This is a genomic window from Nonomuraea sp. NPDC059007, from assembly GCF_042740555.1.
In the GTDB taxonomy this organism is placed as follows: Bacteria; Actinomycetota; Actinomycetes; order Streptosporangiales; family Streptosporangiaceae; genus Nonomuraea.
This window is the reverse complement of the sequence record NZ_JBHYJD010000015.1, coordinates 106943-131899: the sequence shown is the minus strand read 5'-3', so window position 1 is coordinate 131899 and position 24957 is coordinate 106943. Positions and strand designations below refer to the sequence as shown.

26 protein-coding genes and 1 tRNA gene are annotated in these 24957 nt (G+C 68.7%); 14 read left to right on the top strand and 13 right to left on the bottom strand.

The features are described 5' to 3' along the window. Positions 1-286 precede the first annotated feature (286 nt). On the top strand, positions 287-3283 hold the full coding sequence (locus tag ACFWY5_RS25500; RefSeq protein ID WP_379634812.1) for a BTAD domain-containing putative transcriptional regulator: 2997 nt from the start codon (positions 287-289) through the stop codon (positions 3281-3283). 19 nt (positions 3284-3302) lie between these two features. On the opposite strand, the gene ACFWY5_RS25495 is transcribed toward ACFWY5_RS25500, so the two are convergent. Then, positions 3303-4055: a GNAT family N-acetyltransferase gene (locus tag ACFWY5_RS25495; protein WP_379634810.1), complete on the bottom strand. Its 753-nt coding sequence runs from the start codon at positions 4053-4055 to the stop codon at positions 3303-3305. Between the two features lie 69 nt (positions 4056-4124). On the opposite strand from ACFWY5_RS25495, the gene ACFWY5_RS25490 reads away from it, so the two are divergent. Further along, positions 4125-4460, top strand: coding sequence for a nitroreductase/quinone reductase family protein (locus ACFWY5_RS25490; RefSeq protein ID WP_379619315.1), 336 nt, complete (start codon positions 4125-4127; stop codon positions 4458-4460). Next, a complete protein-coding gene (locus ACFWY5_RS25485) occupies positions 4457-4924 on the top strand; it encodes a pyridoxamine 5'-phosphate oxidase family protein (protein WP_379634808.1) in 468 nt (155 codons plus the stop codon). Before ACFWY5_RS25490 ends, ACFWY5_RS25485 begins: the two co-directional genes overlap by 4 nt. Before the next feature lies 1 nt (position 4925). Here ACFWY5_RS25485 and ACFWY5_RS25480 read toward each other — a convergent pair whose 3' ends face one another. Then, positions 4926-5330: a MarR family winged helix-turn-helix transcriptional regulator gene (locus ACFWY5_RS25480; protein ID WP_379619319.1), complete on the bottom strand. Its 405-nt coding sequence runs from the start codon at positions 5328-5330 to the stop codon at positions 4926-4928. Between the two features lie 68 nt (positions 5331-5398). On the opposite strand from ACFWY5_RS25480, the gene ACFWY5_RS25475 reads away from it, so the two are divergent. The 4 genes from ACFWY5_RS25475 to fmdA all read left to right on the top strand — a co-directional run bounded on the left by ACFWY5_RS25475 (position 5399) and on the right by fmdA (position 8581). After that, positions 5399-6445, top strand: coding sequence for a substrate-binding domain-containing protein (locus ACFWY5_RS25475; protein WP_379619321.1), 1047 nt, complete (start codon positions 5399-5401; stop codon positions 6443-6445). Positions 6446-6508: 63 nt separating this feature from the next. Beyond that, complete coding sequence (locus tag ACFWY5_RS25470; RefSeq protein WP_379619323.1) at positions 6509-6724, top strand: FmdB family zinc ribbon protein; 216 nt, start codon at positions 6509-6511, stop codon at positions 6722-6724. Positions 6725-6729: 5 nt separating this feature from the next. After that, entirely contained in the window at positions 6730-7341 is a 612-nt protein-coding gene (locus tag ACFWY5_RS25465; protein ID WP_379634806.1) for an AmiS/UreI family transporter, read from the top strand. Next, positions 7334-8581 carry a formamidase gene (gene fmdA, locus ACFWY5_RS25460; RefSeq protein ID WP_379634804.1) on the top strand — a complete coding sequence of 416 codons (1248 nt, stop codon included), beginning with the start codon at positions 7334-7336 and terminating at the stop codon, positions 8579-8581. Before ACFWY5_RS25465 ends, fmdA begins: the two co-directional genes overlap by 8 nt. A gap of 7 nt (positions 8582-8588) precedes the next feature. Here fmdA and ACFWY5_RS25455 read toward each other — a convergent pair whose 3' ends face one another. After that, entirely contained in the window at positions 8589-8912 is a 324-nt protein-coding gene (locus tag ACFWY5_RS25455) for a PLD nuclease N-terminal domain-containing protein (RefSeq protein ID WP_379634802.1), read from the bottom strand. 139 nt (positions 8913-9051) lie between these two features. Between ACFWY5_RS25455 and ACFWY5_RS25450 the strand changes: the two genes are divergently transcribed. Further along, entirely contained in the window at positions 9052-9858 is an 807-nt protein-coding gene (locus ACFWY5_RS25450) for an LLM class flavin-dependent oxidoreductase (protein WP_379619331.1), read from the top strand. Between the two features lie 36 nt (positions 9859-9894). Then, complete coding sequence (locus tag ACFWY5_RS25445) at positions 9895-10287, top strand: DUF3224 domain-containing protein (RefSeq protein WP_379619333.1); 393 nt, start codon at positions 9895-9897, stop codon at positions 10285-10287. Here the strand turns inward: ACFWY5_RS25445 and ACFWY5_RS25440 are convergent. After that, positions 10275-11045 (bottom strand): alpha/beta hydrolase, encoded by a 771-nt coding sequence (locus ACFWY5_RS25440; RefSeq protein WP_379634800.1) that lies wholly within the window; start codon positions 11043-11045, stop codon positions 10275-10277. The genes ACFWY5_RS25445 and ACFWY5_RS25440 overlap by 13 nt on opposite strands. A gap of 63 nt (positions 11046-11108) precedes the next feature. Between ACFWY5_RS25440 and ACFWY5_RS25435 the strand changes: the two genes are divergently transcribed. Beyond that, positions 11109-12578 (top strand): FAD-binding oxidoreductase, encoded by a 1470-nt coding sequence (locus ACFWY5_RS25435; RefSeq protein ID WP_379634799.1) that lies wholly within the window; start codon positions 11109-11111, stop codon positions 12576-12578. 72 nt (positions 12579-12650) lie between these two features. Continuing rightward, the gene (locus ACFWY5_RS25430; RefSeq protein WP_379634797.1) at positions 12651-13742 is read left to right on the top strand and encodes a 50S ribosomal protein L11 methyltransferase; all 1092 of its coding nucleotides are present in this window, start codon (positions 12651-12653) and stop codon (positions 13740-13742) included. Here ACFWY5_RS25430 and ACFWY5_RS25425 read toward each other — a convergent pair. Beyond that, positions 13732-14691, bottom strand: a complete 960-nt coding sequence (locus tag ACFWY5_RS25425) for a helix-turn-helix domain-containing protein (RefSeq protein WP_379634795.1) — start codon at positions 14689-14691, stop codon at positions 13732-13734. The two genes, ACFWY5_RS25430 and ACFWY5_RS25425, sit on opposite strands and share 11 nt — an antisense overlap. A gap of 13 nt (positions 14692-14704) precedes the next feature. After that, on the bottom strand, positions 14705-16474 hold the full coding sequence (locus ACFWY5_RS25420; protein WP_379634793.1) for an asparagine synthase-related protein: 1770 nt from the start codon (positions 16472-16474) through the stop codon (positions 14705-14707). 142 nt (positions 16475-16616) lie between these two features. Between ACFWY5_RS25420 and ACFWY5_RS25415 the strand changes: the two genes are divergently transcribed. Then, positions 16617-18095 carry a von Willebrand factor type A domain-containing protein gene (locus ACFWY5_RS25415; RefSeq protein WP_379634791.1) on the top strand — a complete coding sequence of 493 codons (1479 nt, stop codon included), beginning with the start codon at positions 16617-16619 and terminating at the stop codon, positions 18093-18095. A gap of 31 nt (positions 18096-18126) precedes the next feature. Here the strand turns inward: ACFWY5_RS25415 and ACFWY5_RS25410 are convergent, their stop codons facing one another. Together ACFWY5_RS25410 and ACFWY5_RS25405 are read right to left on the bottom strand one after the other, a co-directional pair. Beyond that, on the bottom strand, positions 18127-18615 hold the full coding sequence (locus tag ACFWY5_RS25410; protein ID WP_379619347.1) for an EF-hand domain-containing protein: 489 nt from the start codon (positions 18613-18615) through the stop codon (positions 18127-18129). Between the two features lie 83 nt (positions 18616-18698). After that, positions 18699-19379: a tRNA-dependent cyclodipeptide synthase gene (locus ACFWY5_RS25405; RefSeq protein ID WP_379634789.1), complete on the bottom strand. Its 681-nt coding sequence runs from the start codon at positions 19377-19379 to the stop codon at positions 18699-18701. 93 nt (positions 19380-19472) lie between these two features. Here ACFWY5_RS25405 and ACFWY5_RS25400 point away from each other — a divergent pair. Then, positions 19473-19545 (top strand) — tRNA-Ala (locus ACFWY5_RS25400). 329 nt (positions 19546-19874) lie between these two features. Here the strand turns inward: ACFWY5_RS25400 and ACFWY5_RS25395 are convergent. Beyond that, entirely contained in the window at positions 19875-20093 is a 219-nt protein-coding gene (locus ACFWY5_RS25395) for a hypothetical protein (protein ID WP_379634787.1), read from the bottom strand. 80 nt (positions 20094-20173) lie between these two features. On the opposite strand from ACFWY5_RS25395, the gene ACFWY5_RS25390 reads away from it, so the two are divergent. Then, entirely contained in the window at positions 20174-20983 is an 810-nt protein-coding gene (locus ACFWY5_RS25390) for a hypothetical protein (protein ID WP_379634786.1), read from the top strand. Positions 20984-21103: 120 nt separating this feature from the next. On the opposite strand, the gene ACFWY5_RS25385 is transcribed toward ACFWY5_RS25390, so the two are convergent. The 4 genes from ACFWY5_RS25385 to ACFWY5_RS25370 all read right to left on the bottom strand — a co-directional run bounded on the left by ACFWY5_RS25385 (position 21104) and on the right by ACFWY5_RS25370 (position 24748). Further along, entirely contained in the window at positions 21104-21658 is a 555-nt protein-coding gene (locus ACFWY5_RS25385) for a hypothetical protein (RefSeq protein ID WP_379634784.1), read from the bottom strand. Continuing rightward, positions 21655-22029 (bottom strand): hypothetical protein, encoded by a 375-nt coding sequence (locus tag ACFWY5_RS25380; protein WP_379634783.1) that lies wholly within the window; start codon positions 22027-22029, stop codon positions 21655-21657. The genes ACFWY5_RS25385 and ACFWY5_RS25380 overlap by 4 nt, the downstream gene beginning before the upstream one ends. A gap of 473 nt (positions 22030-22502) precedes the next feature. Beyond that, positions 22503-23330, bottom strand: a complete 828-nt coding sequence (locus ACFWY5_RS25375) for a carbohydrate deacetylase (RefSeq protein ID WP_379634781.1) — start codon at positions 23328-23330, stop codon at positions 22503-22505. After that, complete coding sequence (locus ACFWY5_RS25370) at positions 23327-24748, bottom strand: MFS transporter (protein WP_379634779.1); 1422 nt, start codon at positions 24746-24748, stop codon at positions 23327-23329. The genes ACFWY5_RS25375 and ACFWY5_RS25370 overlap by 4 nt, the downstream gene beginning before the upstream one ends. Positions 24749-24957 lie beyond the last annotated feature (209 nt).

Here is a 24957-nt window from a genome sequence, read left to right as displayed (position 1 = left end):
ACGCGCCTTGCCGCCGTACTCGTGCGCGGCGGTGGGTTGTGCGGGGTGATAAGTGCACCCTGCCTCCAATCGATGTGGGCGTACCCCGGGGCATCGTCGACGGCCCGATGCTGAAAGGGCACATGGCTCGGTGGCAGGATGGGACCCGACGCTCTTGATCTTGACCTCCATTACTCTCGATCTTGTGGCGTGGATCTGGTGCCCAGGGGTGGTTTGAGGCCGCGGTGATCCTGTGCGGGCCGTGGCGGCACCTGCGAGAGCAGCTTCTGAGTCGCTGGGAGGCAAGGTGGAGTACCGGATCTTGGGGCCGGTGGACTTGTGGCGAGATGGCCGCTCGATCTCCATCGTCGGGCAGAAACAGCGGACCCTCCTGGCCGTCTTGGTGCTCAAGGCGAACCAGGTGGTGTCACACGATCGGCTGCTGACCGCGTTATGGGGGACTGAGATCCCGGCCTCCAGCCGGAAGCTGCTGCACAACCACGTGTGGTCGCTGCGCCGGCTGTTACGTACGGCCACGCACTTGTCGGGGATGCCAACGGGCTACCGGCTCAACGTGCCGCCGGGCGGCTCCGATCTTGAGACATTCACCGCCGGTACACGCGCGGCACGTACGTCGTTCGCTGCCGGTGATCATCAACAGGCGGCACACCAACTGCGTGAGGCCCTGGCTCTGTGGCGAGGCCCCGCGCTCGCGGGGACGCGGGACGAATTGATGCTCACCGATGGCGCCGCCCTCGACGAGCTTCGCGTGGCCGCCCTCGCCGACCGGATCGATGCCGACCTCGCCCTGGATCGGCATGCGGATCTGATCAGCGAGCTGCGGCATCTCGCGGTGGAACATCCCTTGCAAGAGCGACTGCGCGGCCAGCTGATGACTGCGCTTCATCGCTCGGGCCGCACCGCGGAGGCGCTGGAGGAATACCGGATCGCGCGTCATCACCTGCGTCAGGAACTGGGCCTGGAACCGGGCCAGGAGCTATCGGATCTGCATCAAATGATCCTTACCGCAGCCCCCGTGGGGGACGTGGTGCGTAGTGCTGTCCTGCAACGCGCTCCGGTCCCCCGCCAGTTGCCGGCCGACGTCGCCCGCTTCACCGGACGTGACGAGGGCTTGCGCGAACTTGATCTGCTCGTGCTCGACAAGCCACCGGCGGTGGCGATCGCCGTTGTCACCGGCGCGCCCGGGGTCGGCAAGACCGCGCTCGCGACACACTGGGCCCACCAGGTCGCGTCCGAGTTTCCGGATGGGCAGCTCTACCTCGACCTGCGCGGCTACTCGCCGGGGGAGCCTGTGACGAACGCACAGGCCCTGTATCAACTCCTCTATGGGCTCGGCGTGGCACAGGACGCGATCCCAAGCGGGCCTGGCGAGCGTGAAGCCCTGTACCGATCATTGCTGGCCGACCGGCGTCTGCTGGTAGTGCTGGACAACGCGGCCAAGGCGGACCAGATCCGTCCTTTGCTGCCGGGCTCATCCGTGTGCAGGGTGGTCGTCACGAGCCGAGACTCCCTGCGTGGGCTCGCGGTCACGCACGACGTCCGTGCCGTCACCCTCGACGTGATGTCGGCGGAAGAGGCCGTGGCGCTACTGGCCGAGATCTTGGGCCGTGAGCGGGTGGCCCGCGAGGAGGCGGCGGCCGGAGAACTGGCTCAGCTCTGCGGATACCTGCCACTCGCGCTGCGCCTGGCCGCGGCGCAGCTGGCGGAACAACCGGATATGCGTATGGTCGATTTTGTCGCCGGCTTCATCGGGCAGAACCGGCTGACCGCGCTGGAAGTCGAAGGCGACCCAAGTGTCGGTGTCCGGGACGCGTTCAACTCGTCCTACCGGAGGATCGCGGAGCGGCACCGAAGAATTTTCCGGTTGATGGGCCTGCATCCAGGTCCTGATGTCGGAGTCGAAGAGATCGTCGCCATGGCGGGTGAGTCCCGGCGAGAAGTAGATTCCGCGATGCGGGTGCTGGCCGCCGCTCATCTTGTCCACCGGGGCGATGGGGGGCGTTATGCGCTTCACGATCTCGTGTGGCTTTACGCCCGCGATTGCGCTCATGCTCATGACGATGAGTCAGTCCGGCGCACGGCCCTGTTCCGGTTGTTCGATTGGTTTCTCCAGACCACCAAGGCGGCCATGGATGCGCTGTACACGACTACGGTGCAGGTCGATCTCGTCAACGTGTCCGGCGGGTATGAACTGCCGGCTTTCGACGATTTCGACGCGGCCGCGGCATGGCTTGATGCCCGTTACCGGGTGCTGATGTCGGTGATCCGGTGTGCCGCGCGACATGGCGCGAATGCTCACGTGTGGCAGCTTGTCGAGATCCTGGACTACTTCTTCTATCTCAGAAACCACGTCGATGACTGGCTGACCAGCCTCGAACTGGCGCTGCGGGCGGTGCGGGAACTCGAGGACCGAGATGGCGAAGGGCGTGTCCTGAACGCACTGGGTGCGGCTAACCTGATGACCGGCCGCATGCCGGAGTGCATCGATTTCCAACAACAGGCGCTGGACCTGAGCCGAGCAGTCGGAGACCTCGCAAGCGAGGCATATGCGCTGAACCGGATAGGCTACAGCCGTCTCTGGACGGGCGAATTCAAGCAAGCGATAGCCGATAGCGTGCGGGCGATCGATCTGTACCGTCAGCAGGACAACGAGCAGGGTGAGATATCCGCGACCGTCACCTTGGGAATTGCCTACCATCGGGTGGGGCGCTACACGGAGGCTCTGCACAGTCTGAATAGATGTCTGGATTTCGATCGCGCTCATGGTAACCGCAGCGACGAAGGCTACACACTGGTACTGGTGGGTGATGTATATGACAGTCTGCAAAGCTCGGCGACGGCTCTGGAATTCTATGAGCGTGCGGTCCGGCTGAACCAGGAGATCGGTCAGCGCAGATTCGAGGCGTGTGCGGCCAACGGGATCGGACGGGTCTACCGGAAGCTGGGTCGTCTCGCAGAGTCGGTGGATCGACATCTGTACGCCCTGGAACTCGTCAGAGAGGGCTGCGATCGGATCTCCGAGTGTGAGGTCTTGATGGATCTCGGTCACTGCTACCTCGCGGAGGGCGAGGACCAGGAGGCGTTGACAACCTGTCGCCAGGCCCTGGACATCGCGGACAGCATTGCCGACCGCTTCTTGCAAGGTCTCGCGCGTGGCGCGGTCGCCGACGCATGCCGGGCACTCGGGCGAACAGCCGAGGCGGCATCGCTGAGCCGCGAGGCGCTCGACATCCTTGAACCCATGGGCGTCCCGCAGGCGGCGGATATCGCGAAACACCTGTGATGGGCAATGTGAGCCGCCGCTACTCGATGCGCAGGAAGCCGTGGGTGCGGCCCAGGGGCTCGAAGCCCAGCCGGGTGTAGAAGTCGCGGGCCCAGTTGTCGGTTCCGGTGTAGAGGAAGATCAAGGTGGCGCCGGCGGCCTCGGCCAGCATCGACTGCATGAGTGTGCGGGCGTGGCCTTTGCCGCGGTGCCGTTCGGCGGTGTACACGCTCTCGATCTGGGCGATGTCGTCGTGCACGTACAGGTCGGCGCGGGCGGCGACCTCGCCGTCCGGTGCCCGTACGCCGCGGAAGGCCACCGTCGCGGCGCCGCGCACGCGGTCCTGGATCCGCAGGGCCAGCGCCTCGACCTCCTCGTCGCGGGCGCCGGGCAGCGTCTCCCGCCAGTTCGCCCGGAGCACCGAGATCATCTCGTCGAGGCCGAGCTCGTCCGCGGCGGGTACGCCGGCCGGGACCTGGCCGCGGAACACCATCGTGAGGTACGGCGAGTGCTCGTACCCGGCGGCGGTGAAAGCGGGTGCGAAGGCGGCGCCGAGTTCGTCGTCGAGCACGTGGACGTAGCGGTGGCCCAGCCCGGCCAGCGCCTCGTCGGCCGCCAGGACGGCGGCGGCGGGGTCGTCGCCCGCCCAGATGATCAGCTTGTTGTCGTCGTGCGAGGCGGGGAAGCGGTCGTTCAGGACGGCCACGCCACCGGGTACCTCGATCGTCCGCCGCGCCTTGCGGAGGTTGAAGTCCCGCTGGAACCGGTGGACGCGGGCGAGTTCCTCAGACATGACACAGCAGCCTAAGGGCCCAGAGGGGGTCTGGAGGAAAGCTGAAGTCCCGCCCGCCATGCTGCCCGTATGAGTGACTTGGTGATCACGACAGTGGGCCGCAAGACCGGCCGTCTGCGAACGACGACACACGCCTACAGCTCCGACGACGGTCACTTGGTGCTGATAGGCCCAGGTTCGGAAAGGGGACCGCACCTGCCCGGCTGGTACCGGGACCTGGTCGCCCACCCCGAGGCCGACGTCCAGTTGGGCGACAGGAAGCTGCACGTCCGCGCGCACACCGCGCAGGGCGCCGAGCGGCGCAGGTTGTGGAACAAGCTGGTGGCCCGCCAACCGGTCTACCAGCGTTACGCGAACGCGGCCAGGGGCGAGATCCCCGTCGTGGTGCTGGAGGAGACGGCATGACGAAGTTCAGCGAGATCCAGGACGCCTTCGAGGCCTACATCGGCGACATCGTCTACGCCACCATGACGACCGTGGACAAGCGGAACCGGCCAAGGGCCCGGGTGCTGATCCCGATCTGGGAGATGGTGGACGGCGAGCCGCTGGGCTGGCTGGCCACGTACAGGACTCCGGTGAAGGCGGCGCATCTGGCCAACAACCCGCACACCACGTTCTCCTACTGGACCCCGCGCCAGAACGCGGTGAACGTCGACACGGTCGCGAAATGGGTGACGGACGTCGAGGTCAAGCGTCGCGTGTGGGACCTGTACCGCAGGACCAGCCCGCGCGGCGCCGGCTACAACCTGGGCAACTTCTGGACCAGCCCCACCGACCCGAAGCTGCACGTGCTGCGGCTGGAGCCGTGGCGGGTGCAGGTGATCCGCGGTACCGACCTGCTCAGCCAGATCTGGAAGAAAGGCGCGTAGGTCAGCGCAGGCGGGCGACGATCCTGGTCAGGACCTCGGCGAGCTGGGCCAGGTCCTCGCCCGCCTCCTGCTCCAGCCGGGCGCGTTCGCCCTCGACGGCCGTGTCCCACCGCCGCAGGGCCGCCTTGCCGCGGGCCGAGGCGTAGATGAGCACCCGCCGCCGGTCGGCGTCGTCGACCCGCCGGTACACCAGCCCCTGGGACACCAGCTTGTCCACGATCTTGGTTACGGTCGGCGCGGCGAGGATGACGTGCTCGGCCACCTGCGTCATCGGGTGCCCCTGGCCGTCGGCGAGCAGGCCCAGCACGCGCCATTGATCGACCGTGCCGCCGACCGAGGTGAGCGCGGTCGAGATCCGCTGGGTGAACTGGCGCTCGGCGAGCGTGAGCAGGCGTGCTGTCTCCATGTTCACTCCAGATTAACAGTTCACGCGCAAATACTTCGCGGATAAAGTGACCGCGAAAGGGGCGCGCCATGGACACTCTCGCGGTAGCCCTGGTGATCCCGTTGCGGGGCCCGGCCGGCATCTTCGGTCCCTCCTGCGAGCTGTGCGCCAGGCTGGCCGCCGACGAGATCAACGCCAGAAGCGGGCTGCTCGGCCGCGAGCTGGTCTTCCGCGTGGTCGACGGCGGCCGCCCGCCGCGCGAGGTCGCCGGCGAGGTCGACCGGCTGATCACCGCGGGCGAGGTGCAGGCCGTCACGGGCTGGCACATCTCCGCGGTACGGCAGGCCGTCGCCCCCCGGATAGCCGGGCGCGTGCCGTACCTCTACACCCCGCTCTACGAGGGCGGCGAGCACACCCCGTGGGTCTTCCTGACCGGCGAGACGCCGGGGCGGCAGCTGCGCCCGGCGCTGCGCTGGATGGCCGAGGAGCTCGGTGTCCGGCGCTGGACGGTGGTCGGCGACGACTACGTGTGGCCGAGGGAGTCGGCCAGGGCCGCCCGCCGCTATGTCAGGCAGGCGCGGGGCCAGATCGTGGACGAGATCTACGTGCGCCTGGGCACCGAGGACTTCGGCGGCGCGCTCGGCCGGATCGCCCGGGGGCGCGGCGAGGGTGTGCTCATGCTGCTCGTCGGCCAGGACGCGGTGGCCTTCAACCGGGCCTTCGCCGCTGCCGGGCTCGACCGCGACCACGTGCGCTTCAGCCCGCTGATGGACGAGAACATGCTGATGGCGACCGGCGCGGCCAGCACGCGCGGGCTGTACTCGGCGGCGGGATTCTTCGAGGGCCTGGGGACCGCGGGCAGCCTCGACCTCGGCGGGCGCTACCACGCCAGGTTCGGGCCCGACGCGCCGGTGCTCAACAGCATGGGGGAGTCCTGCTTCGAGGGCGTGCTGCTGCTGGGTGAACTGCTCAACCGGGCGGGGGAGCTGGACCTGCGCAGCATCGGGCGGATCGCCGAGGGACTGGTGTACGAGGGCCCGCGGGGCACGATGCGGATGCGCGGGCGGCATCTGGAGCAGGCGGTGTTCCTCGCGGAGGCCGAAGGCATGGACTTCCGCGTGCTGCAGCAACTCTGAGGTCTTGACAATACTTCCCAGGATAATAGTTTCTGTGTGAAGTATCTGGGCGGAGGAGTGACCATGGCTGTCTACGAGTACACGTGCCGGACCTGCGGGCCCTTCGACGCCCGGCACCCGATCGGGCAGGCGCCCGAGCAGGCCGCCTGCGAAGGATGCGGCGCCGCCGCGGCCCGGCGGTTCTCGCCGCCGGCCGTACGCCAGATCACGCCGGGGCTGCGGCGGGCCCTGGACGCGCAGGAGGCCAGCGCGCACGAGCCCCGAGTCGTCAGGAGGTGACGGCGATGGCCAGCGTGGGCCTGCTGTACGTCGGCGCGGTGCTGTTCGTCAACGCGATGATGCTGCTCGGCAAGGTCGAGGAGAAGGCCGCGGCGATCCTCAACCTGTTCGTCGGCGCGCTGCAGGTCGTGACGCCCACTGTGATCATCATGACCGCGGGCGGGGACCTGCCCACGATCATGGGCGCCTCCGGCATCTACCTGTTCGGATTCACCTATCTCTACGTGGGCATCGGCCTGCTGGCCGGGCTCTCCAGCACGGGCGTGGGGTGGTTCTCCCTGTTCGTGGCGATCTCCGCGCTCGTCTACGCCGCCCACAACGCCTTCGTCGTGGGCGACCACCCCTTCGCGGTCATCTGGGTGCTGTGGTCGTTCCTGTGGCTGCTCTTCTTCCTCGTGCTCGGCCTCGGGCGCGCGGAGCTCACCCGCTACACCGGCTGGGTGACGCTCGTCGAGGCCTGGCTGACCGCGGTCATCCCCGCCTTCCTCCTGCTCACCGGCCGCTACACCCCCTCGGCCACCCTCGCGCTCATCCTGGCGGGCGTCTGCGTCGTCGCCTTCGGCGGCCTGTGGATGTACGCCCGCGTCCCCAAAGAACGGGAGCCGTCCCATGCCTGACGTCGTCTTCTCCGTCGACCAGTCCCGATCCATGCGCGACCAGGCCGCGCCGGGACACAACCGCTGGCACCCCGACATCCCCGCCGTCGCCACCGTCCCGCCCGACACCTCGATCCGCATCGAATGCCGCGAATGGACCGACGGCCAGATCCTCAACAGCGACACCGCCAAGGACGTACGCGACGTCGACCTGTCGGTGGCGCACATGCTCAGCGGACCCGTGGCGGTCGAGGGCGCCGAACCCGGCGACCTGCTCGTCGTCGACATCCTCGACCTCGGTCCCGTCCCCCAGACCCGCGGCGAGGCGCCCGGCGAAGGCTGGGGCTACACGGGCATCTTCGCCAAGGAGAACGGCGGCGGCTTCCTGACCGAGGAGTACCCCCAGGCCTGCAAGGCCGTCTGGGACTTCCGCGGCCAGGTCGCCACCTCCCGCCACCTGCCCGGCGTGCGCTTCACCGGCATCACCCACCCCGGCCTGTTCGGCACCGCGCCCTCGCACGACCTGCTCGCCAAGTGGAACGAGCGCGAGCGCGCCCTCATCGCCACCGACCCCGGCCGGGTGCCCCCGCTCGCGCTGCCCCCGCTGGAGCAGGGGGTCCTGGCCGGCACCCTCGACGGCGCCGACCTCGAACGCGTCGGCAGGGAGGGCGCCCGCACCGTCCCCGCCCGCGAGAACGGCGGCAACCACGACATCAAGAACTTCTCCCGCGGCTCGCGCGTCCTCTACCCCGTGCACGTGCCCGGCGCCAAGCTCTCCGGCGGCGACCTGCACTTCAGCCAGGGCGACGGCGAGATCACCTTCTGCGGCGCCATCGAGATGGGCGGCTTCATCGACATGCACGTCGATCTCATCAAGGACGGCATGAGCAAGTACGCCGTCTCCACCAACCCGATCTTCATGCCGGGCAACGTCGAGCCGCGCTACACCGAGTTTCTGTCGTTCATCGGCATCTCCGTCGACCACAAGACCAACGAGAACCACTACAACGACGCCACCCTGGCCTACCGCAACGCCTGCCTGAACGCCGTGGAGTACCTCAAGCAGTTCGGCTACAGCGGCGAACAGGCCTACCTGATCCTCGGCTCGGCGCCCATCGAGGGACGGGTGAGCGGCGTGGTCGACATCCCCAACGCGTGCTGCTCGCTCTACCTGCCGACCGCCATCTTCGACTTCGACATCAAGCCCACCGCCGAAGGCCCCCGCAGGGCCGACCGCGGCCGCTGCGCGGTGGCCCTGTAGATCCCGGCTACTCCTTGTCGTCCGGCTTGTCCTTCGGGGCGTTCCTGCGCTGCTCCTCGGCGCGCTCGCGCAGGCGGCGCAGGAACTCCTCGTCGTCGTCCGGGCTGGTCGCCTTCGCGTGGCCCACCACGCGCGGCGGCGCCTGACCTTGCGGACGGCCCGCCACCAGCCAGAAAAGCGAGCCGATCAGCGGGAACAGCAGGACGATGATCACCCAGAGGATCTTGGGAAGGTTGCGCGCGGCCTCGTCGGGCGTGGTGATCGCGTCGAAGAGGCAGTAGATCCACAGCACCAGCGTGGCCAGCCCCATGGCTTGGTAGAGGTACAGCACGGGCGGAAGGTAACAGACGCGCCGACCCCTGTACAGCCACGGGAGTACGGCACCGGCCGCCCGCTGCGTCCGGTGCGGTAGGAGATCACCGGTCCTGTGGACGATGTCCCGGCGGCCGTCCGGAGAGAAGGTGGGAGGCATGACTTCTCACGCGTTCAGATTCGGAACCGTCGGGGGCTTCGCCGCGACGGGCGAGGCGTGGACCGGGCTGGCCCGGCGCGCCGAGGAGCTCGGATACTCCACGTTGCTGATCCCGGACACGCTCAACACCCTCTCCCCGTTCACGGCCGCCGCCGCTGCCGCCGCCGTGACCAGCAGGCTTCGGGTCGGCACGTACGTGGCGGCGGCGCCGTACCGGACTCCGGCGGTGGTGGCGCGTGAGGTGAGCACGCTGCAGGCGCTGAGCGGCGGGCGTTTCGAGCTCGGCATCGGCGCCGGGCGGCCCGGCGCCGAGCAGGAGGCGGCGGCGCTCGGCGTGCGGTTCGGCACGCCGTCCGAGCGGGTGGAACGGGTCGAGGAGACCCTCGACGCGGTGAAGGACGTCCCGGTGCTGATCGCGGCGGCGAGCACCCGGCTGCTGCGCCTGGCCGCCGAGCGGGCCGACACGGTGGCGCTCGGGCTGCCCGCGACCGCCACCGAGGACGATCTCGCCGCCAAGCTCGACGAGCTCTACGAACTGGCCGGCGACCGCTTCAACCGGCTGGAGATCAACACCAACCTGGCCGCCGTCGGCGACGAACTGCCCGGCTGGCTGTCCCAGCAGCTCGGCGCGGACCCGCGCGAGATCGTGGCCAGGGGCGGCTACGGCATCATGACCGGCTCCACCGACCAGATCGCCGACACGCTGCGCAGCCGCCGCGACCGCCTCGGCATCTCCTACGTCTCGGTCAGCGCCCAGTTCATGGAGAAGTTCGCCCCGGTCGTGGAACGGCTCGCCGGTACCTGACAGAAGGTGACAGGCATCCCTGCCACGCTGGGCTCCATGACAGCGAAAGGCACCTTCGACCTCGCGGACTGGACCCCTCAGCCGCCCTACGACGACCGCGACGGAGTCTCGCTCGGCGTCGTCACCCTGACCAAGACCTTCCACGGCGACCTGACCGGCACCAGCCTGGTCACGATGCTGATGGTGAGCACCCCGGTGGAGGAGTCGAAGGCGTACGTGGCGCTGGAGCGCGTCGACGCCACCCTGGACGGCCGCACCGGCGCCTTCACCGTCGCGCACTCGGCCGTCAGCGAGCCGGCCGGCCAGTCGCTGCGCGTCACGATCGTGCCCGACTCCGGCGTCGGCGGCCTGGCCGGAATCAGGGGCGAGATGGACATCCTCATCGCACCCGACGGCGCGCACTCCTACGTCCTCGACTACACCCTCTGAGCCAGCGCCACCACGGCGGCGATGAGCTCCGGGCCGTCGAGCAGGGTGCGGTCGTTGTGGTCGGCGTCCCGGACCTCGACCAGGGTCGCTCCCGGCGGGGCGGCGGCCCGGCTCAGGCCGGGCGGGATGATCGTGTCGCGGGAGCCGTACACGATGGTGACGGCGGTCCGCACCGTGGCGAGCTGCTCCTTCAGCGGGAAGCGGTCGCGCAGGAGCAGGCGTACCGGCAGGAAGGGGTAGGCGTGCTGACCGGCGTCGGCCAGGCTGGTGAAGGGGGAGCGCAGCAGCAGGCCGTCCGGCGGGACCTCGGTGGCCAGGCGCGTGGCGACTGCGGCGCCCAGACTCTCGCCGTAGTAGAGGACCTTCCCTGACAACGTCGCGCGGGCCGCCTTCGCGTCGAGCGCCAGCCCGTCCTCCGTGGGCGAGCCGGCGTTGCCGCCGTAGCCCCGATAGTCCATCAGGAGTACGGCGAAGCCCTCCCGCGCCAGCGCGGCGGCCAGCGGCGCGCGATGCAGGCGGTTTCCCGCGTTGCCGCCCATCACCATGACGGTGACGCCCCGGTCGCCGGGCAGGTACCAGGCGCCGAGCTTCAGCCCGTCGGCGGTGGTGAAGGTGACGTCGCGGGCACCGGGCAGGACTGTGGCGGCCGGTGGCACGGGAGCGGCGTCGGGCAGGTAGATGAGCCGCCGCTGGAACACCCAGAGCAACCCCAGCAGCAGCACGACCACGGCCAGCAGAGCCAGCACGGCCTTGATCACGCCAGTACCGTTCGAGCCATGGCTCCGATGATGTCCGGGCCGCCGATGATGTAGCAAGGACCCATGAGCCATTGGGCGTGGGGCGCAGAGCCGGATCTGGACGAGCTGCGGGGCATCGCCCGCATGATCAGCGGAAGCGATGACTTCGAGGAACCCGTCCCCTTCGACCGGGTACGGCTGCCGCCGCCACGGCTGGCCGTACCGGAGGCGTGGAAGGAGTTCGCCACCGCCGAGGCGCGCGCCCGCGCGGGCCGCACCTACGGCCAGGCCTACCGCGGCCTCATCCGCGCCTACCGGGGCGACTTCGCCCGCGCGCCCGACCTGGTGGCGCTGCCCCGCACCGAGACCGAGGTCGAGCAGGTGCTGGAGTGGGCCACCGCGCGGCAGGTGGCGGTGGTGCCGCGCGGCGGCGGCACGAGCGTGGTCGGCGGCGTCGAGGCGCGCTTCGACGGGCCGGCGATCTGTCTTGACCTGACCCGGATGGACCGGGTCGTGGAGGTGGACCAGATCTCGCGCGCGGCGCTCGTGCAGGCCGGGGCGAGCGGGCCGACGCTCAACGCCCAGCTGCCCGACGGCCTGCAACTGCGCTTCTTCCCGCAGTCGTATGAGTTCTCGACGCTGGGCGGCTGGATCGCGACGCGGGCCGGCGGCCACTGCGCGAGCCTGCACACCCACATCGACGACCTGGTCGAGTCGGTGCGCGCGATCACCCCGGCCGGGGTGTGGGAGTCGCGCAGGCTGCCCGGCTCGGGCGCGGGCCCCTCGCCCGACCGGATGCTGCTGGGATCCGAGGGCGCGCTCGGCGTGATCACCCGGGCGTGGGTGCGGCTGCAGCGCTGGCCCGCGCACAAACTGTCGGCGTCCGTCCGTTTCACCTCGTGGGAGCGGGCGGTCGAGGCGGTGCGCGAGCTGTCGCAGTCGGGGCTGCACCCGTCGAACTGCCGCCTGCTCGACGCCGCCGAGGCTCAGCTCGCGGCGGGCGGCGACGGCGAGCACGCGGTGCTCATCCTCGGCTTCGAGTCGGCCGACCACCCCGTGGACGCGGCCATGGCCAGGGCGCTGGAGATCGCCGGTGGCGAGACCGGCGGGATACGCCAGGACAAGGAGTGGAAGGGCACCTTCACCCGGATGCCCTACTTCCGCAACGCCTTTCCCGGCATGGGTAGGGTGGTGGAGACGTTCGAGACCGCGGTCACCTGGGACCGGTTCCCGGCCCTGCACGAGGCGGTCATGGGCGCGGTGGACGCGACCTGCCGCTTCGCGTTCGTCTATCCGGACGGGCCGGCGCCCTACTACACGGTCTCCCTGCCCGCCGAGCGCGGCGCGGAGGTCGCGCAGTGGGACGCGCTCAAGGCCCGGGTCTCGCGCATCCTGCTCGACCACGGCGCCACCATCACCCACCACCACGCGGTCGGCCGCGACCACCGCCCCTTCTACGACGAGCAGCGGCCCGAGCCGTTCGCGCTGGCGCTGCGCGCGGCCAAGGACGCGCTGGATCCGGCGGGCGTCCTCAACCCCGGCGTGCTGGTCTGAGGTCCCTTTTGGCTGATCGCAGGCTTTAAACCGGTTGCCCGTCGCAAGGTGGCGTGACACCGTCGGAAGACGATGATCTCCTGGAACGAGGCGGGACACGAGCGGCGGGCAGCCTGGCGTTCGGCGGCGGGAGCACCCGAGCCCGCACACGTCGAGCTCGCCGACGACACCACCAAGGCCGACACCGCGCACCGCCTGGCCGCCGAGGGCACCGCGCTGCTGTGGACGGGCGACTACCACAACGCCCGGCAACTGCTCAGGGCGATGGACCGGCGCTGTCCCCGGCCCAGGCCGGGCAGCGGGTTCCACCGGCAGCGCCAGGCCCAGTCGCAGCGGGCCAGGATTCTGGGGATGCTGCTGGTGCCGTACACGGGAGAGCATGAGATCGCGCTGCGGCGCGCGCCCGACGTGCGCGAGGCCTGCGCCGAGGTCTACGGCCCGGCCGATGGTGCGGCGGTCGGGCCGCTGCGCGAGCTGCTGGGCGTGATCGGGGCGCACGAATGGCGGGCCAAGGGCGTCGAGGTCCCGGCACTGGGCGAGCGCATCCACCCGCACTACGGGGTGTTCTCCCCGGTCAGGGGCGAATACGTCGACCTGGTCGCCCAGGCGCGGCTGCCCGACGCCGAGGTGGCCTTCGACGTCGGCACCGGCACCGGCGTGCTGGCCGCGGTGCTGGCCAGGCGGGGCGTACGCCGCGTGATCGCCACCGACCTCGATCCCGCCGCCCTGGAGTGCGCCCGCGACAACATGGAACGGCTGGGCCTGTCCGGCCGGGTCCTGGTCGAACAGGCCGACCTGTTCCCGGCGGGACGGGCGCCGCTGGTGGTGTGCAACCCGCCGTGGATCCCGGCCACGCCCATGTCCCCGCTCGACCACGCCGTCTACGACCCGGACAGCCGCATGCTGCGCGGCTTCCTGAACGGGCTGCGCGATCACCTGTCACCCGGCGGTGAGGCGTGGCTGATCCTGTCCGACCTGGCCGAACATCTTGAGCTGCGCTCCCGGCAGGAGTTGCTCGACTGGTTCGAGGAGACCGGGCTGGAAGTCGCCGGTCAGCTCCAGACCTCGCCGAGACACGGGCGGGCGGCCAAGAGCGACGACCCGCTGCACCGGGCGCGCGCCGCCGAGGTCACCTCGCTGTGGCGGCTGACCCTCACACGCTGAACGCGCGCCGGTAGGCCGACGGCGAGGTACGCATCGCGCGGGTGAAATGGTGGCGGAAGGTGACCGGGCTCTCGAACCCGACCGCCGCGCCGATCGCCTCCACCGGCGCGGTCGTGGACTCCAGCATGGTCAGGCTGGCCGCCACCCGCTGGGAGATCACCCAGCGCAGCGGGCTGGTGCCGGTCTGCCGCTTGAAATGGCGGATGAACGAGCGCTGCGACATGTGCGCCCGCATCGCCAGCTCGCGCACCGTGATCTGCTCGGCGAGATGGTCGAGCGCCCACGCCATCGCCCTGGCCACGCCGTCGTCCTCGCCGGCGGGCGTCACCGCGGCCTCGATGAACTGCGCCTGCCCGCCCTCCCGGTGCGGCGGCACCACGAGGCGCCGGGCCACGGCGTTGGCGGTGCTCGCGCCGTGGTCCCTGCGGACGAGATGGATGAGCAGGTCCAGCCCGGCGGCGCTGCCGGCGCTGGTCAGCACGTCGCCGTCGTCGACGTAGAGCACCTCGGGGTTGACCCGGATCTCCGGGTGACGCCGCTGGAGCAGATCGGCGTACTTCCAGTGGGTGGCCGCGTCCCGGCCGTCGAGCAGTCCGGCGGCGGCCAGGGTGAAGGCGCCGGAGCAGATGGAGACCACGCGGGCGCCGCGGGCGTGCGCCTCGCGGACCGCCCCGACGAGCGCCGGGGAGACCGGCCCGGTGATGTCGGTGCCGGGGATGATGACCGTGTCGGCCGAGGTGAGCACGTCGAGGCCGTGCTCGGCGCGCATCGTGAACCCGCCGACCACACGTAGCGGGCCGTCGGTCTCGGCGCAGACCTTCAGGTCGTACCAGGGGACGTCGAGCTCGGGGCGGGGCAGGCCGAAGATCTCGACCACGCAGCCGAGCTCGAAGGGCGCCATCCCGTCGTAGGCGAGCACGGCGACGGTGTGCGGCCTGAACGGCATCATGGCCGGATAGTACCTACGGCCGGTACACCGTGACGCGTTCGAGCGCCTCGGGGCGTTTGCCCGGGTAGAGGCCAGTCAGCAGCGTGCTCACCGTGTAGAGGTTCCAGGCGGTGGCCGGTTTCCCCACCACCGGGCCGGCGAACAGCGCGCGTACCTCGTCCGGATTCACGATCGTCTCCAGCGCGTCGAGACTGCCCAGCACCTGCTCGCGCAGCAGATCGGTGAGCGCGGGACCCGGGCTGGTACGCCAGCTCCACCCGCCGCCCGTCCTGGCCGCAGGCAGGTGCGGCGGCGGCACGTGCGACCACGGCCATCGCCCGGTCCGCCCGTCGACGAACCGCCACGGCTTCCCCTCGATCGGGATCTTCCGCAGCTTCGGGGCGAAGCGCAGGATGAGGGAGTAGATCGGCTCCTCCGACAGGCTCCAGCGCTGGTCAAGGCTCAGCGCGGCGCGTACCACCCGGTTGTCCAGGTAGGGCCGCACCGAGTCGCCGCGCCGCAGCGCGCCCGCGCGGGCGCTGGCCTGCCAGCGGCCCACCCGGTACGACAGGTAGACGTGGTGCAGCGCCTCCAGCTTGTCCGGGCGCTCCTGCCACGGCCTGGCCTGTTCGCGCGCGTGCTCGTTGGCCGCCGCGGTGAACAGCTTCTCGTCCTTGAGGAACGTGGCGCCGATCCGCCTGAGCAGCGCTCTGTCGCTCAGATCCGTCTGCAGCAGGTTGAGGCTCCCGGCACGCAGCGTCTCGCCGCCCTGCCCGGACATGGTCGGCGTGGCCGAGTACGGCAGATAGCCCACGATCGACTCGTAGGCCGAGGTCATGCCCTCACAGGTGCGCAGCGTCTCCCAGGCGCGCGCCAGCGGGTGCTCCACCAGCATCGCGTCGCGATCCTCCGTCTGCGGCGGCGCGATGACCGTGTGTTCCAGCTTCAGCTCGGCCGCGATCCGCCGGGCGAGGATCACGTCCGGATGGGTGTCCAAACCGTTCGTCGTCACCCGGAACGGCACCTTCGCCGCGTGCAGCAGCGCCGCGAGGATGCGGGTGTCGCGCCCGCCGGTCAGCGCCAGGTTCACCGGCTCGGCCGCCGACCGCAGCGGCGCCACCGTCGCCAGCAGCGCCGCCGCCAGCTCGTCGAGCGCCGCACGCTTCTCCCGCCGCGTCGTGGGCGCGGGCGCCGCCCGCGGCAGCTCTTCCCTGGTGACGGTACGGCCGCCGCCGCGCACGTCGAGCCGGGAGTTCGGCGGCAGCGCCAGCACGCCCAGGTACGGGGTCTCGTCCGACAGGAAGTAGCCGGATCGGACCATCGTCTGCAGCGCCATCACGTCGAACGACAGGCGTTCGTCGCGCTGGGCGATCAGGTGGGCGAGCAGGGCGCGGCTGGCCGCGATGTGCAGGTCTGCGGTCTCGGCGTAGAAGACGGGGCAGATCCGGTTGGCGGCGGTGGTGGCGGTCAGCATCCGGTCGCTCGCGGTCCACGCCGAGTAGCAGCCGCCGACGGACGGGTCGGGCAGGCGGGTGACGTCGGCCGGGTCGGCCAGGTGGCCGTTGACTCCCGTGACCTTTTCGTCGCCGGGGTGTGGGTGGAGGAGGGGTGGGTGGCGGGTGTCGTCGGGTTCGTTGGACCAGGCGAACAGGGAGACGCCCGCGCCGTGCCATTCCTGGCCGTGGATGACGTCGGGGGGCACGGGGAAGGCCGTTTCGATAACGGACCTGGCCCGGTCGAGGATACGGGGATCTATCGCCTGGCCTTTCGCGGCCAGTCCCAAATAGACGCGCACGGCATCCATGCCTACCGGATGGCCCTGGCCTGGCACAACGGTCACGGTTCGAAAACACCGATCACATGGTGAACACGGTTTGTGCTCGCTTGCGTCACCGGCCCGGCCGGCGGTTATGCGGGTCCGTCATAGGGCGTGGAGGTGGTTATCCATGAAATTTCGTCCTTTAGCGGTAGGTGTCGGGTTGGTGGGGGTGCTGCTGCTGGCCGCGTGCGGCGGGCCCGGCGGCGGCTCCTCCGTATCCGAGGCCAAGGCGCCCGCACACGTCGCGCCCAGGCAGAACTCGTCCCCCGACCAGCCCCGGCCGGCGGCCACCCGGACCGACTCGGACACGACCACGGCCCAGGTCTCCACGTTCGCGCTGGATGTGGACACCGCTTCCTACGGGTACGCCCGCCGTACCCTCTCGGAAGGACGCTGGCCCGAAGCGGGACAGATCCGTCCCGAGGAGTTCGTGAACTCCTTCCGCCAGGACTACGCGCAGCCCGCCGACAACGGCTTCACCGTGCACGTCGACGGCGCCCGCATGGGCGAGGGCGACAACGCGGTCGTCCGCGTCGGGCTGCAGACGCGCACCTCGGAGGCGGCGGCCCGCCGTCCCGCCAACCTCACCTTCGTCGTCGACGTCTCCGGCTCCATGGCCGAGCCCGGCCGCCTCGACCTCGTGCGCAAGTCGCTGCACACGCTGCTCGACCAGCTCGCGCCCGGCGACCAGGTGTCCATCGTGGCCTTCAGCGACCAGGGCATGTTGCTGGCGTCCATGACCCCGCTCGTCTCCCGCGCCGAACTGCACACGGCCGTCGACTCCCTGGCCATCGGCGGCGGCACCAACCTGGAGTCCGGCCTGCGCCTCGGCTATGACGAGGCCGCCAAGGCCTTCCGCTCCGCCGCCACGAACCGGGTCATCCTGCTGTCCGACGGCCTGGCCAACCAGGGCGACACCCAGTGGCGGTCGCTGCTGGACAAGGTCAAGGAGCAGGCGGGCAAGCAGATCACGCTGCTGACCGTCGGCGTCGGGCGGGAATACGGCGACGAGCTCATGGAGCAGCTCGCCGACAACGCCGACGGCGCGGCCGTCTACATGAGCACAGAGGAGGACGCCGCCAAGATCTTCGGCAACCAGCTCACCACCACCATCGAACTGCGCGCCCGCGACGCCAAGGCCCAGGTCGCCTTCAACCCGCGCGCGGTGGAGTCCTACCAGCTCATCGGGTACGACAACCGGGCGCTGGCGGCCGAGGAGTTCCGCGATGACACCAAGGACGGCGGCGAGATCGGACCGGGGCACTCGGTGACCGCCTTGTACTCGGTCAAGCTCAAGCCTGGGGGCAGCGGTCAGCTCGCCGCGGCTACGGTGCGCTGGCAGGACCCCGACACGCGCAATCCGGCCGAGGCCAGTAAGAGCGTGGACGTCGGTGACCTGAGCGGTGACCTCTGGGGCAAGGCGCCGGTGCGGCTTCAGGTGGATGTGGTGGCGGCGGCCTTCGCGATGTACATGCGGGACCGGGAGGCTTTCGGCCTGGACCTCAGGACGCTGGGGCAGCACGCGGGGCGGTTGTCGGCGGCGGCGGAGGACCCGATGGTCACCGAGCTGTCATCCTTGATCGGCAAGGCCGCGGAGGTGGCCTGAGCGTTTGCTGGGGGCCTTAACCGGGGGCGTTTTATCCGGGGCGGCCGAAGATCGGGATCTCTGGGTCGCGGCCGTAGTAGAAGTTGTACAGGGCCTGCGCGAACTCGTCCTTCGACAGCCGGCCGTCGCGGTTGCCGTCCAGCCGCTCGAAGGCCTCTCTGGCGGTACGGCCGGCGACGTCGTAGGCCGCGAACAGGCGTAGATACTCGGCCCGGGTCAGCTGCTCGTCGCCGTCGGTGTCCAGGGCGTCCCACAGGGCGTCGCCGATGGGCCAGACGATCCGGGCCACGAAGGTCATGCGGCCGGAGGTGGGGCGCATCGCGTGCCGTACATAGGAAGCGCGGCTGATGCGCCCCTGGTCGTCGGTCCCGATGAGTTCGACGGCGTGCTGCCAGGCCTGGCGGTAGGCGGAGACGACGGCGTCGCGTTGCTCGGACGGCTCGGGAACACTGAGCCGATCACAGACCGCGACGCCGACGAGCATCATGTCGTGCTCGTCGAGGAACCCGTCGTGGCCCATATCACTACTGTCGAATGCATACCCCGCGTTACGCGCGTGAGGATCCATGGCCGCCCCGCCCCACCCCGGTAAATGACTCAGGACTAATGGTTCTCACCTGCATCAATACCTGTCAACCGAGTCGTCAACATTCCCTGACCAACGCTGGGATATACCGGCATCATCCCGGCATAAAGCCACTTCGCTACCGGGAGCATTCGCGGATAGCAGAACAACGACGACCCCGTCTCCAAAATCGCCGGAGTATCCAGCATGAGCGGCAATTCCGACAAAAGGAACGGAATGGCCTCGCGGACCTGATCGGCGGTGGGCCGGGAGGTCCCGAGCACAGGCTCCAGCGCGGCGTCACAGAGCTCACGGAAGACGGAATCGCCCAGGTAGAGCTCGTCCAGGCGGCTCCGGAGCCCGGTGTAGGCGGGCCGGTCGTGGAGTTCGGTCCAGGAGTAGACGCCGACGTCGGGCGCTTCGAGGGCGGAAAGCGCGTGGAGCACGCGGTTGCGCGTGTTGTTGATCGCCGCACGGGCCTTCTTGTTGGCCTTGTGCGGCGGCAGATCCCCCCGGGCCGCGAGTGTCCCGGCCAGTTCGATCCCCGGCACGAGCACATCGACCCGCTTGAAGTACCCCCGGGCCCAGTGAAGCAGCCCGGTAATTGCCCCAAGACTGAAATATCCATTCATAGCGCTAATTCCGAGCAGCGCATGCTCCCGCCCGGCGAAGATACGCGCACACCGCGCCGTCAAAGGCACAGCCTCCACAGTCGTCACGTTACGCACGGTAGCAAGACGGTGACGCAGGCTAATCCCGAACTCGGGGAGTCTGGGAGTCGGATACACTGATGCGGTGCCGTGATGCGGCATGGGGCTATAGCGCAGCTGGTAGCGCACCTCCATGGCATGGAGGGGGTCAGGGGTTCGAATCCCCTTAGCTCCACAGGCATGGTCTTTCACATTGGCGCGCTTCGCGCGTTTGGGTTTCCAGGCGTTTCTCCGGTCGAGCTGAAGCTCGACCCCTGGAGGTCCTCCCTCCGGTCGGGCGCTCTTCCTGGCCAAGGGCATGGTGCTTCGCGCGTTCTTCTGGGGTCCCACCCGTTGCCCGGCTGGGTGGTTGGGCGGTTGGATCCCGCCCTGGACAATGGTCCTCGCTTCGCTCGGGCGTTTTGATCGTGCGCGCCTTCGGCGCGCGGCTGGCGCGGTGCTTTCCCCGGCGCCGAGGGTGGGTGCCGGGATCGGCGGTGGGATGCCACATAGCGCTCAGAAAGCTCACCCATGAGAACCGCCGCTTTCCATCGTCAGATCGGAGCGGAAGGAGGGAACGTCGCTGCGGCGGTCAATCTCGCACCACACGGCCTTGTCGGCATCGGTAACCCGCACGCCGTACCGGTCGGCATAGCCGTGGACGAGTTGCATGCCGTACCCGAACGTGGCCAGTTCCTCGGGCACGCGCCAGACCGGAAGGTTCCGCGCGTCGGGATCGCGCACCTCGATGTCAACGATATGCGGTTCGTAACGATATAGCCGTTCGGCACCACCTTGCGGTCTGCGTGTTCACACTTAACGATGTGTCTCTCGACGACAATCAGGGCCAGGATGGGTGGTCGCGTTCACCCGAGCGAAGGCGGGCGAGATTGCTGGGCTCGCTGGCGATCATCCTCGGTGTGCTATGGGCGGCGGCAGTGGCCTGGATGATTACACTTTGGGCTGTTTATCTGGAGGGCAACGCGCAGGCATTCATTGATATAATCGGCGTTCTCTTGGCGCCTTCGGTGATCTTTCTCGTGGGTATTATTGCTTTGATCTATGCCGGACAAGCTCAACGGCAGCGCTTTGAGGACAGGAGTAGAGAGAACCGTCGCGATGTCCAACTAGGTTCCCGCGAAGCTGAACTGATTGGGCAGGATGACTCCTACTTAAGTGAGCTTTGGAAGATCACCAATGAGCGTCTCCGGGGGTATCACAACAGGGCTGACCAGCATGCAGAGCAGAGCTTCAGATATGCACGATGGGCGATCCTTGGTGGCTTTGTGATCATCGTCGGTACTGCTGGCATCGCAGCCTGGAAGACGCTATCGACGCCGTCAAGCATTGTGGTGGGCATTGTCGGCACTGCAGGCGCTGTCCTCGCTGCGTACATCGGCCGCACTTTTCTGCGCCTCCAAGAAACCACCGCTCAGCATCTGCGGTCCTATTTCGCCCAGCCGCAAGAGACGTTCCGATTCCTTGTAGCGCAGCGGCTCATCCGGGAGCTCAACGAAGATCAGCGACCTCGGGCAGTAGCACAGCTCATCGATTCAATAGCTCGTTCTGACGCGACTGCACCATTGCAACCGACCGAAGGAACGGATCAGGCGGAAAAGGACGCTGGTAAGTGAGGCCGGCCAGGTCGCTGCCCCGACACCAACATGCGTTCAGATGTCGCGCGACTTCCGTCCCTCGGACCTTGTCGGCCCTGCGGTTCGGGTCCGCTTGCCACTATGGCGGTGATCGCTTGCTCAGCTATTCCTGATCATGCGGTCGCCGCCGAGGGCGAGCAGGCAGAACATGTCGAACTGATGAAGGTCGAGCCTGTCCATGCGTTTGATGGCCTCGATGCCTGAGCGGGCCGTGTTGACGTGACCGAGGGTGCCTAGTCGGGTTACGTCGAAAGCGGGGTCGTAGTCCGCACCGTGCCTGGCTTCCTGAAGCTCGTTGAACGCACTGGCCAGCACTTCCAGATCTGTAGGCACACCCTGGATGAGGGGGTCGATCAGAAGGAGCCGGACAGGACCCGGTGGAGTACGTCCGGCCGCGATGTCCTCCACCCATCGGGCTGCCTTCTTGAAGTTGCCGTGGGCGTACCATCGGCCGATGGCCTGCTGGTGCTCGATCGGCCCGTTCCTGGCTGCACGCCTCGCGCCATGCTGCACAAGCTCGTGAAAGAGCGCGTAGTAGGCCGTTGAGATGGCACGCCTCAGGTAGGCGGTCCGAGGACGGCCGCGCCCTGCGGTACGGCCTGCGAGGGTGTCTGCCAGGTGGAGATAGTCGTCCGCTTTGAAGTCTCGCCTCACTGCCCGTCCCGTTGGTCCCGCGATAGGGCCTGGTCAATGACACCCGTGTTGTTGTCTTCCAGTGCTTCGTCCACGTCTTCCCGGGCCTGGAATTCTTCTGGAGTGAACAGCGTGACGTAGACGTGCTCATCGATTTGGCGTTGAGCGGCGAGCTTGTTCACTTCTCTGCGCAGGGCGTGGGTGAACTCGGCCGGCCATCCGTTCTCGTCGGGCGTGTCCACGATGATGACGGCCTTCAACGCAGCCTCACCATCGGCGTCAAGATACGGCTCAACGGAAGCATCCTGGATGTGCGGCGCGTTGGGTATGTGCATGCTCCGGATCGCGCTGGCCAGTTCGTTCAAGACCTCACCCCGCCGGTTCATGCTCATGACGACCATCTTCGCACCTGTTGGCTTGATCGGACGGCAGGCAAGAGCCACAGCGCCAGTGCGCCTCTCCTGTGGCCGAGACGCTACTCAGCGTAGCGTCGCGGGTGGCTCCGAGCTGCGAAACAGCACAACCTTTAGTCGAAAGGAAGGCTGTGGCCAGATGCGGCGGATAAGCTCACCCGGCCGCTTCGCTCGGGGAGGTCAGCGACCACTCAGCGGTGGATCGGAAAGTGCGAACCGATCGCCTCAGTACGCATGTTTCACTCAGGCGCCACGGTCCCTGTCGGTGGGGGGGCGAGTTCGATAATTCGTTCGGCAGCGCGGAAACAGCCCTGCTGTATGGAAGGCGGGCCCTCCGGAAAGCGCCTGGAGCAGGTGGGTGATGACCTCCAGCCACTGTTCAACGCACATGCTGTCTGACGGCGTTCAAGGTGTTGCTGTGGTCCCAGCTCATATCGCGGTGAGCGAACGGCTCACCACCAACTCCCGACGACCTCGATCCCCTCGCTCTCAAGGGCCCTGTGCCAGGCGGGGTCACGCAGCAGCCGTGTCTCCCACGTGCGCACGACCCCGTCCGGTCCGTTTACCGCGTCCTCACTGGACGGGTGCAGGAACAACTCGCTCGTCCCCTCGGGAAGGTCGGCGAGGCGGCGGAGGTAGTCGTCCCGCAGCTGCTCGTAGGAGCCGAGATCGTCAGCCGTCCGGCGGTTGGTGGCGATCGTCTGCGGGATGGCGACGCCGAGCGTGTCGGCGAGGGTGACGGCGCTCTCGTGTGCCGCTGCCAGTGCCGGTGGCAGGGGGCCGCCGAGGTATGGCTCCGCGTCACGGGGGAGCCGGAAGGCCAGGTTGTGGTGTGCGCACCATTCCAGGGCCGGGGCTAGCCATGATCGGCCGTGCAGGCCGTACAAGGTGCCGGAGTGGGAGTCGGCGGCTACGGGCGGGAGGTCGCGGTCGCGCATCCAGCGCAACTGCGCGTCCGCTTCCCGGATGACGTCCTTGGTCTCGCCCCGGGCGCCGAGAGTGAAGGGGTCGTCGGTGAGGGTTCCGTCCGGGTCGGGGAGGGTGGTCGCGCCGGTGAGGGGGCGCCAGCGCCTGAGGCCCTGTTCGCTGGTGAGTGTCACGTGCAGGCGTGGCACGATGCCTAGGTCGCGGACCTGGGTGGCGGCCTGTTCGGCGAGGGGTGTGACGGGGATGAGGGTTGTCGCGCTGACCTGGCCCTCGGTGAGCAGGGCGATGATGACCTCGGTCGTGCCGGCCTCCCGGCCCAGGTCGTCGGCCGTGATGACGACGCGACGGGTCATCGGGTTTCCTCCGAATCGGATGAGCCGGATGAGCCGGGCAAGCCGGACGTGCCGGATGAGCTGGGCGCGCCGGGCGAGCCGGGTGCGCTGGGTAGATCGGGCTCGGGGGATGGTTCGAGTGGGATTGCGATGAATCGTGCGGCTATCGCGCCGATCGTGGTCAGGACGAACGGGTACACGCACAGGTACACCCGGAACGCGAATCCCGGGTCAGCTCCGGGGTCGGCGCCGGAGTTGTAGCCGAAGAAGACGCCCAGCGAGGTGAGCGCGAGTCCCGTCACGATGCCGTTCAGGCGGCCGAAGAAGCCGAACGCGGACAGGAACAGGCCTTCGCGGTGCTCGCCGTTGTGTGCGGCGTCGGCGTCCAGCACTCGCGCGACGATGAGGTCGTTGGTCGCGAGCATGCCCGACCATCCGGCGCCGACGAGCGCGCCGGCGGCGACGGCCGTGATGAGGTCGGTGGCGAAGAACAGGGCGGCGAAGCTGGCGGCGAGGATCGCGAAGGACAGGCGCCAGGCCCACAGGGCGCCGCGGCGGGCGACGACGCGCGTCCACACGACGAGGCCGAGCGCGGAGATGAGGATGACGATGCCCTGGAGATAGAGCGCGTTGGCGACGGGGAGGCCGAGGGAGTAGCGCACGTACAGCTGGATGCCGGCCAGGACGAGCGCCATGGCCGCCCCGTAGCAGGCGCCGGTGAGCCCGACCTTCCAGAAGATCGGGTTGCGGACGATCGACCACAGGCTGGGCAGCAGCCTCTCCCGCGTGGAGTAGCGGGGGTTCTCGCGGGCGCTGAGCGCCATGAACACGATCACGACGACGGCGATGGCGCCGTAGATGATCGCGGTGATCTGGAAGCCTTCGGTGGACTTCTCGGTGCCGAACACCTGCGTCGTGAGCAAGGGGGTGACCGCGAGCGAGATCACCAGGGCCACGAGCTGGAAGCCCTGGCGCAGGCTGTTGGCGACGGCGCGGTCGCGCTCGCGCGGATACAGCTCGGGGAGCAGGGCGCCGTAGTTGGCGTTGAGCATCGAGTCGAACGCCTCGCACAGGATCGCGAACACCGCGAACCACAGGACGAGGTCGAAACCGTCCAGCGAGCTGGGCGCGGAGAAGAAGGCGATCATGCAGGCCGCGAGCATCGGCGCGCCGACGAGAAGCCACGGGCGACGCCGGCCGAACCGGCTTCTGGTGCGGTCGGAGAGGTGGCCGAGCAGCGGGTTGTCGAGCGCGTCGATGACCGCGTAGATGACCATGACCACGCCGTACGCGCGGACGTCGAGGCCGAGGATGTCGACGTAGAAGAAGATCATCGATCCCTTGATCATGTTGATCGGGATCGAGGTGCCGAACATCCCGACGGCGTAGCGCCACGCGGGAGTCCGCCCCGGGGCGGCGGCCATACCGGGCTGGGTCACGTGCTCATCCCCTTGTCGATGCCGACACTCGACGGAGAACACTGATTTTGTCCCACGGGGACGGGAGGGGAAAGAGCCGACAGGCTTTGACTTGGGGGCTTTTCCTGGTGTGAAGGCAGACTTATGTCGATTTGTGGCGAAAGTTATGGACATTCGCTGTAAACGGATTTACATTACGGCGCAGCGCCGCGGAACATCGCCATCCCCCA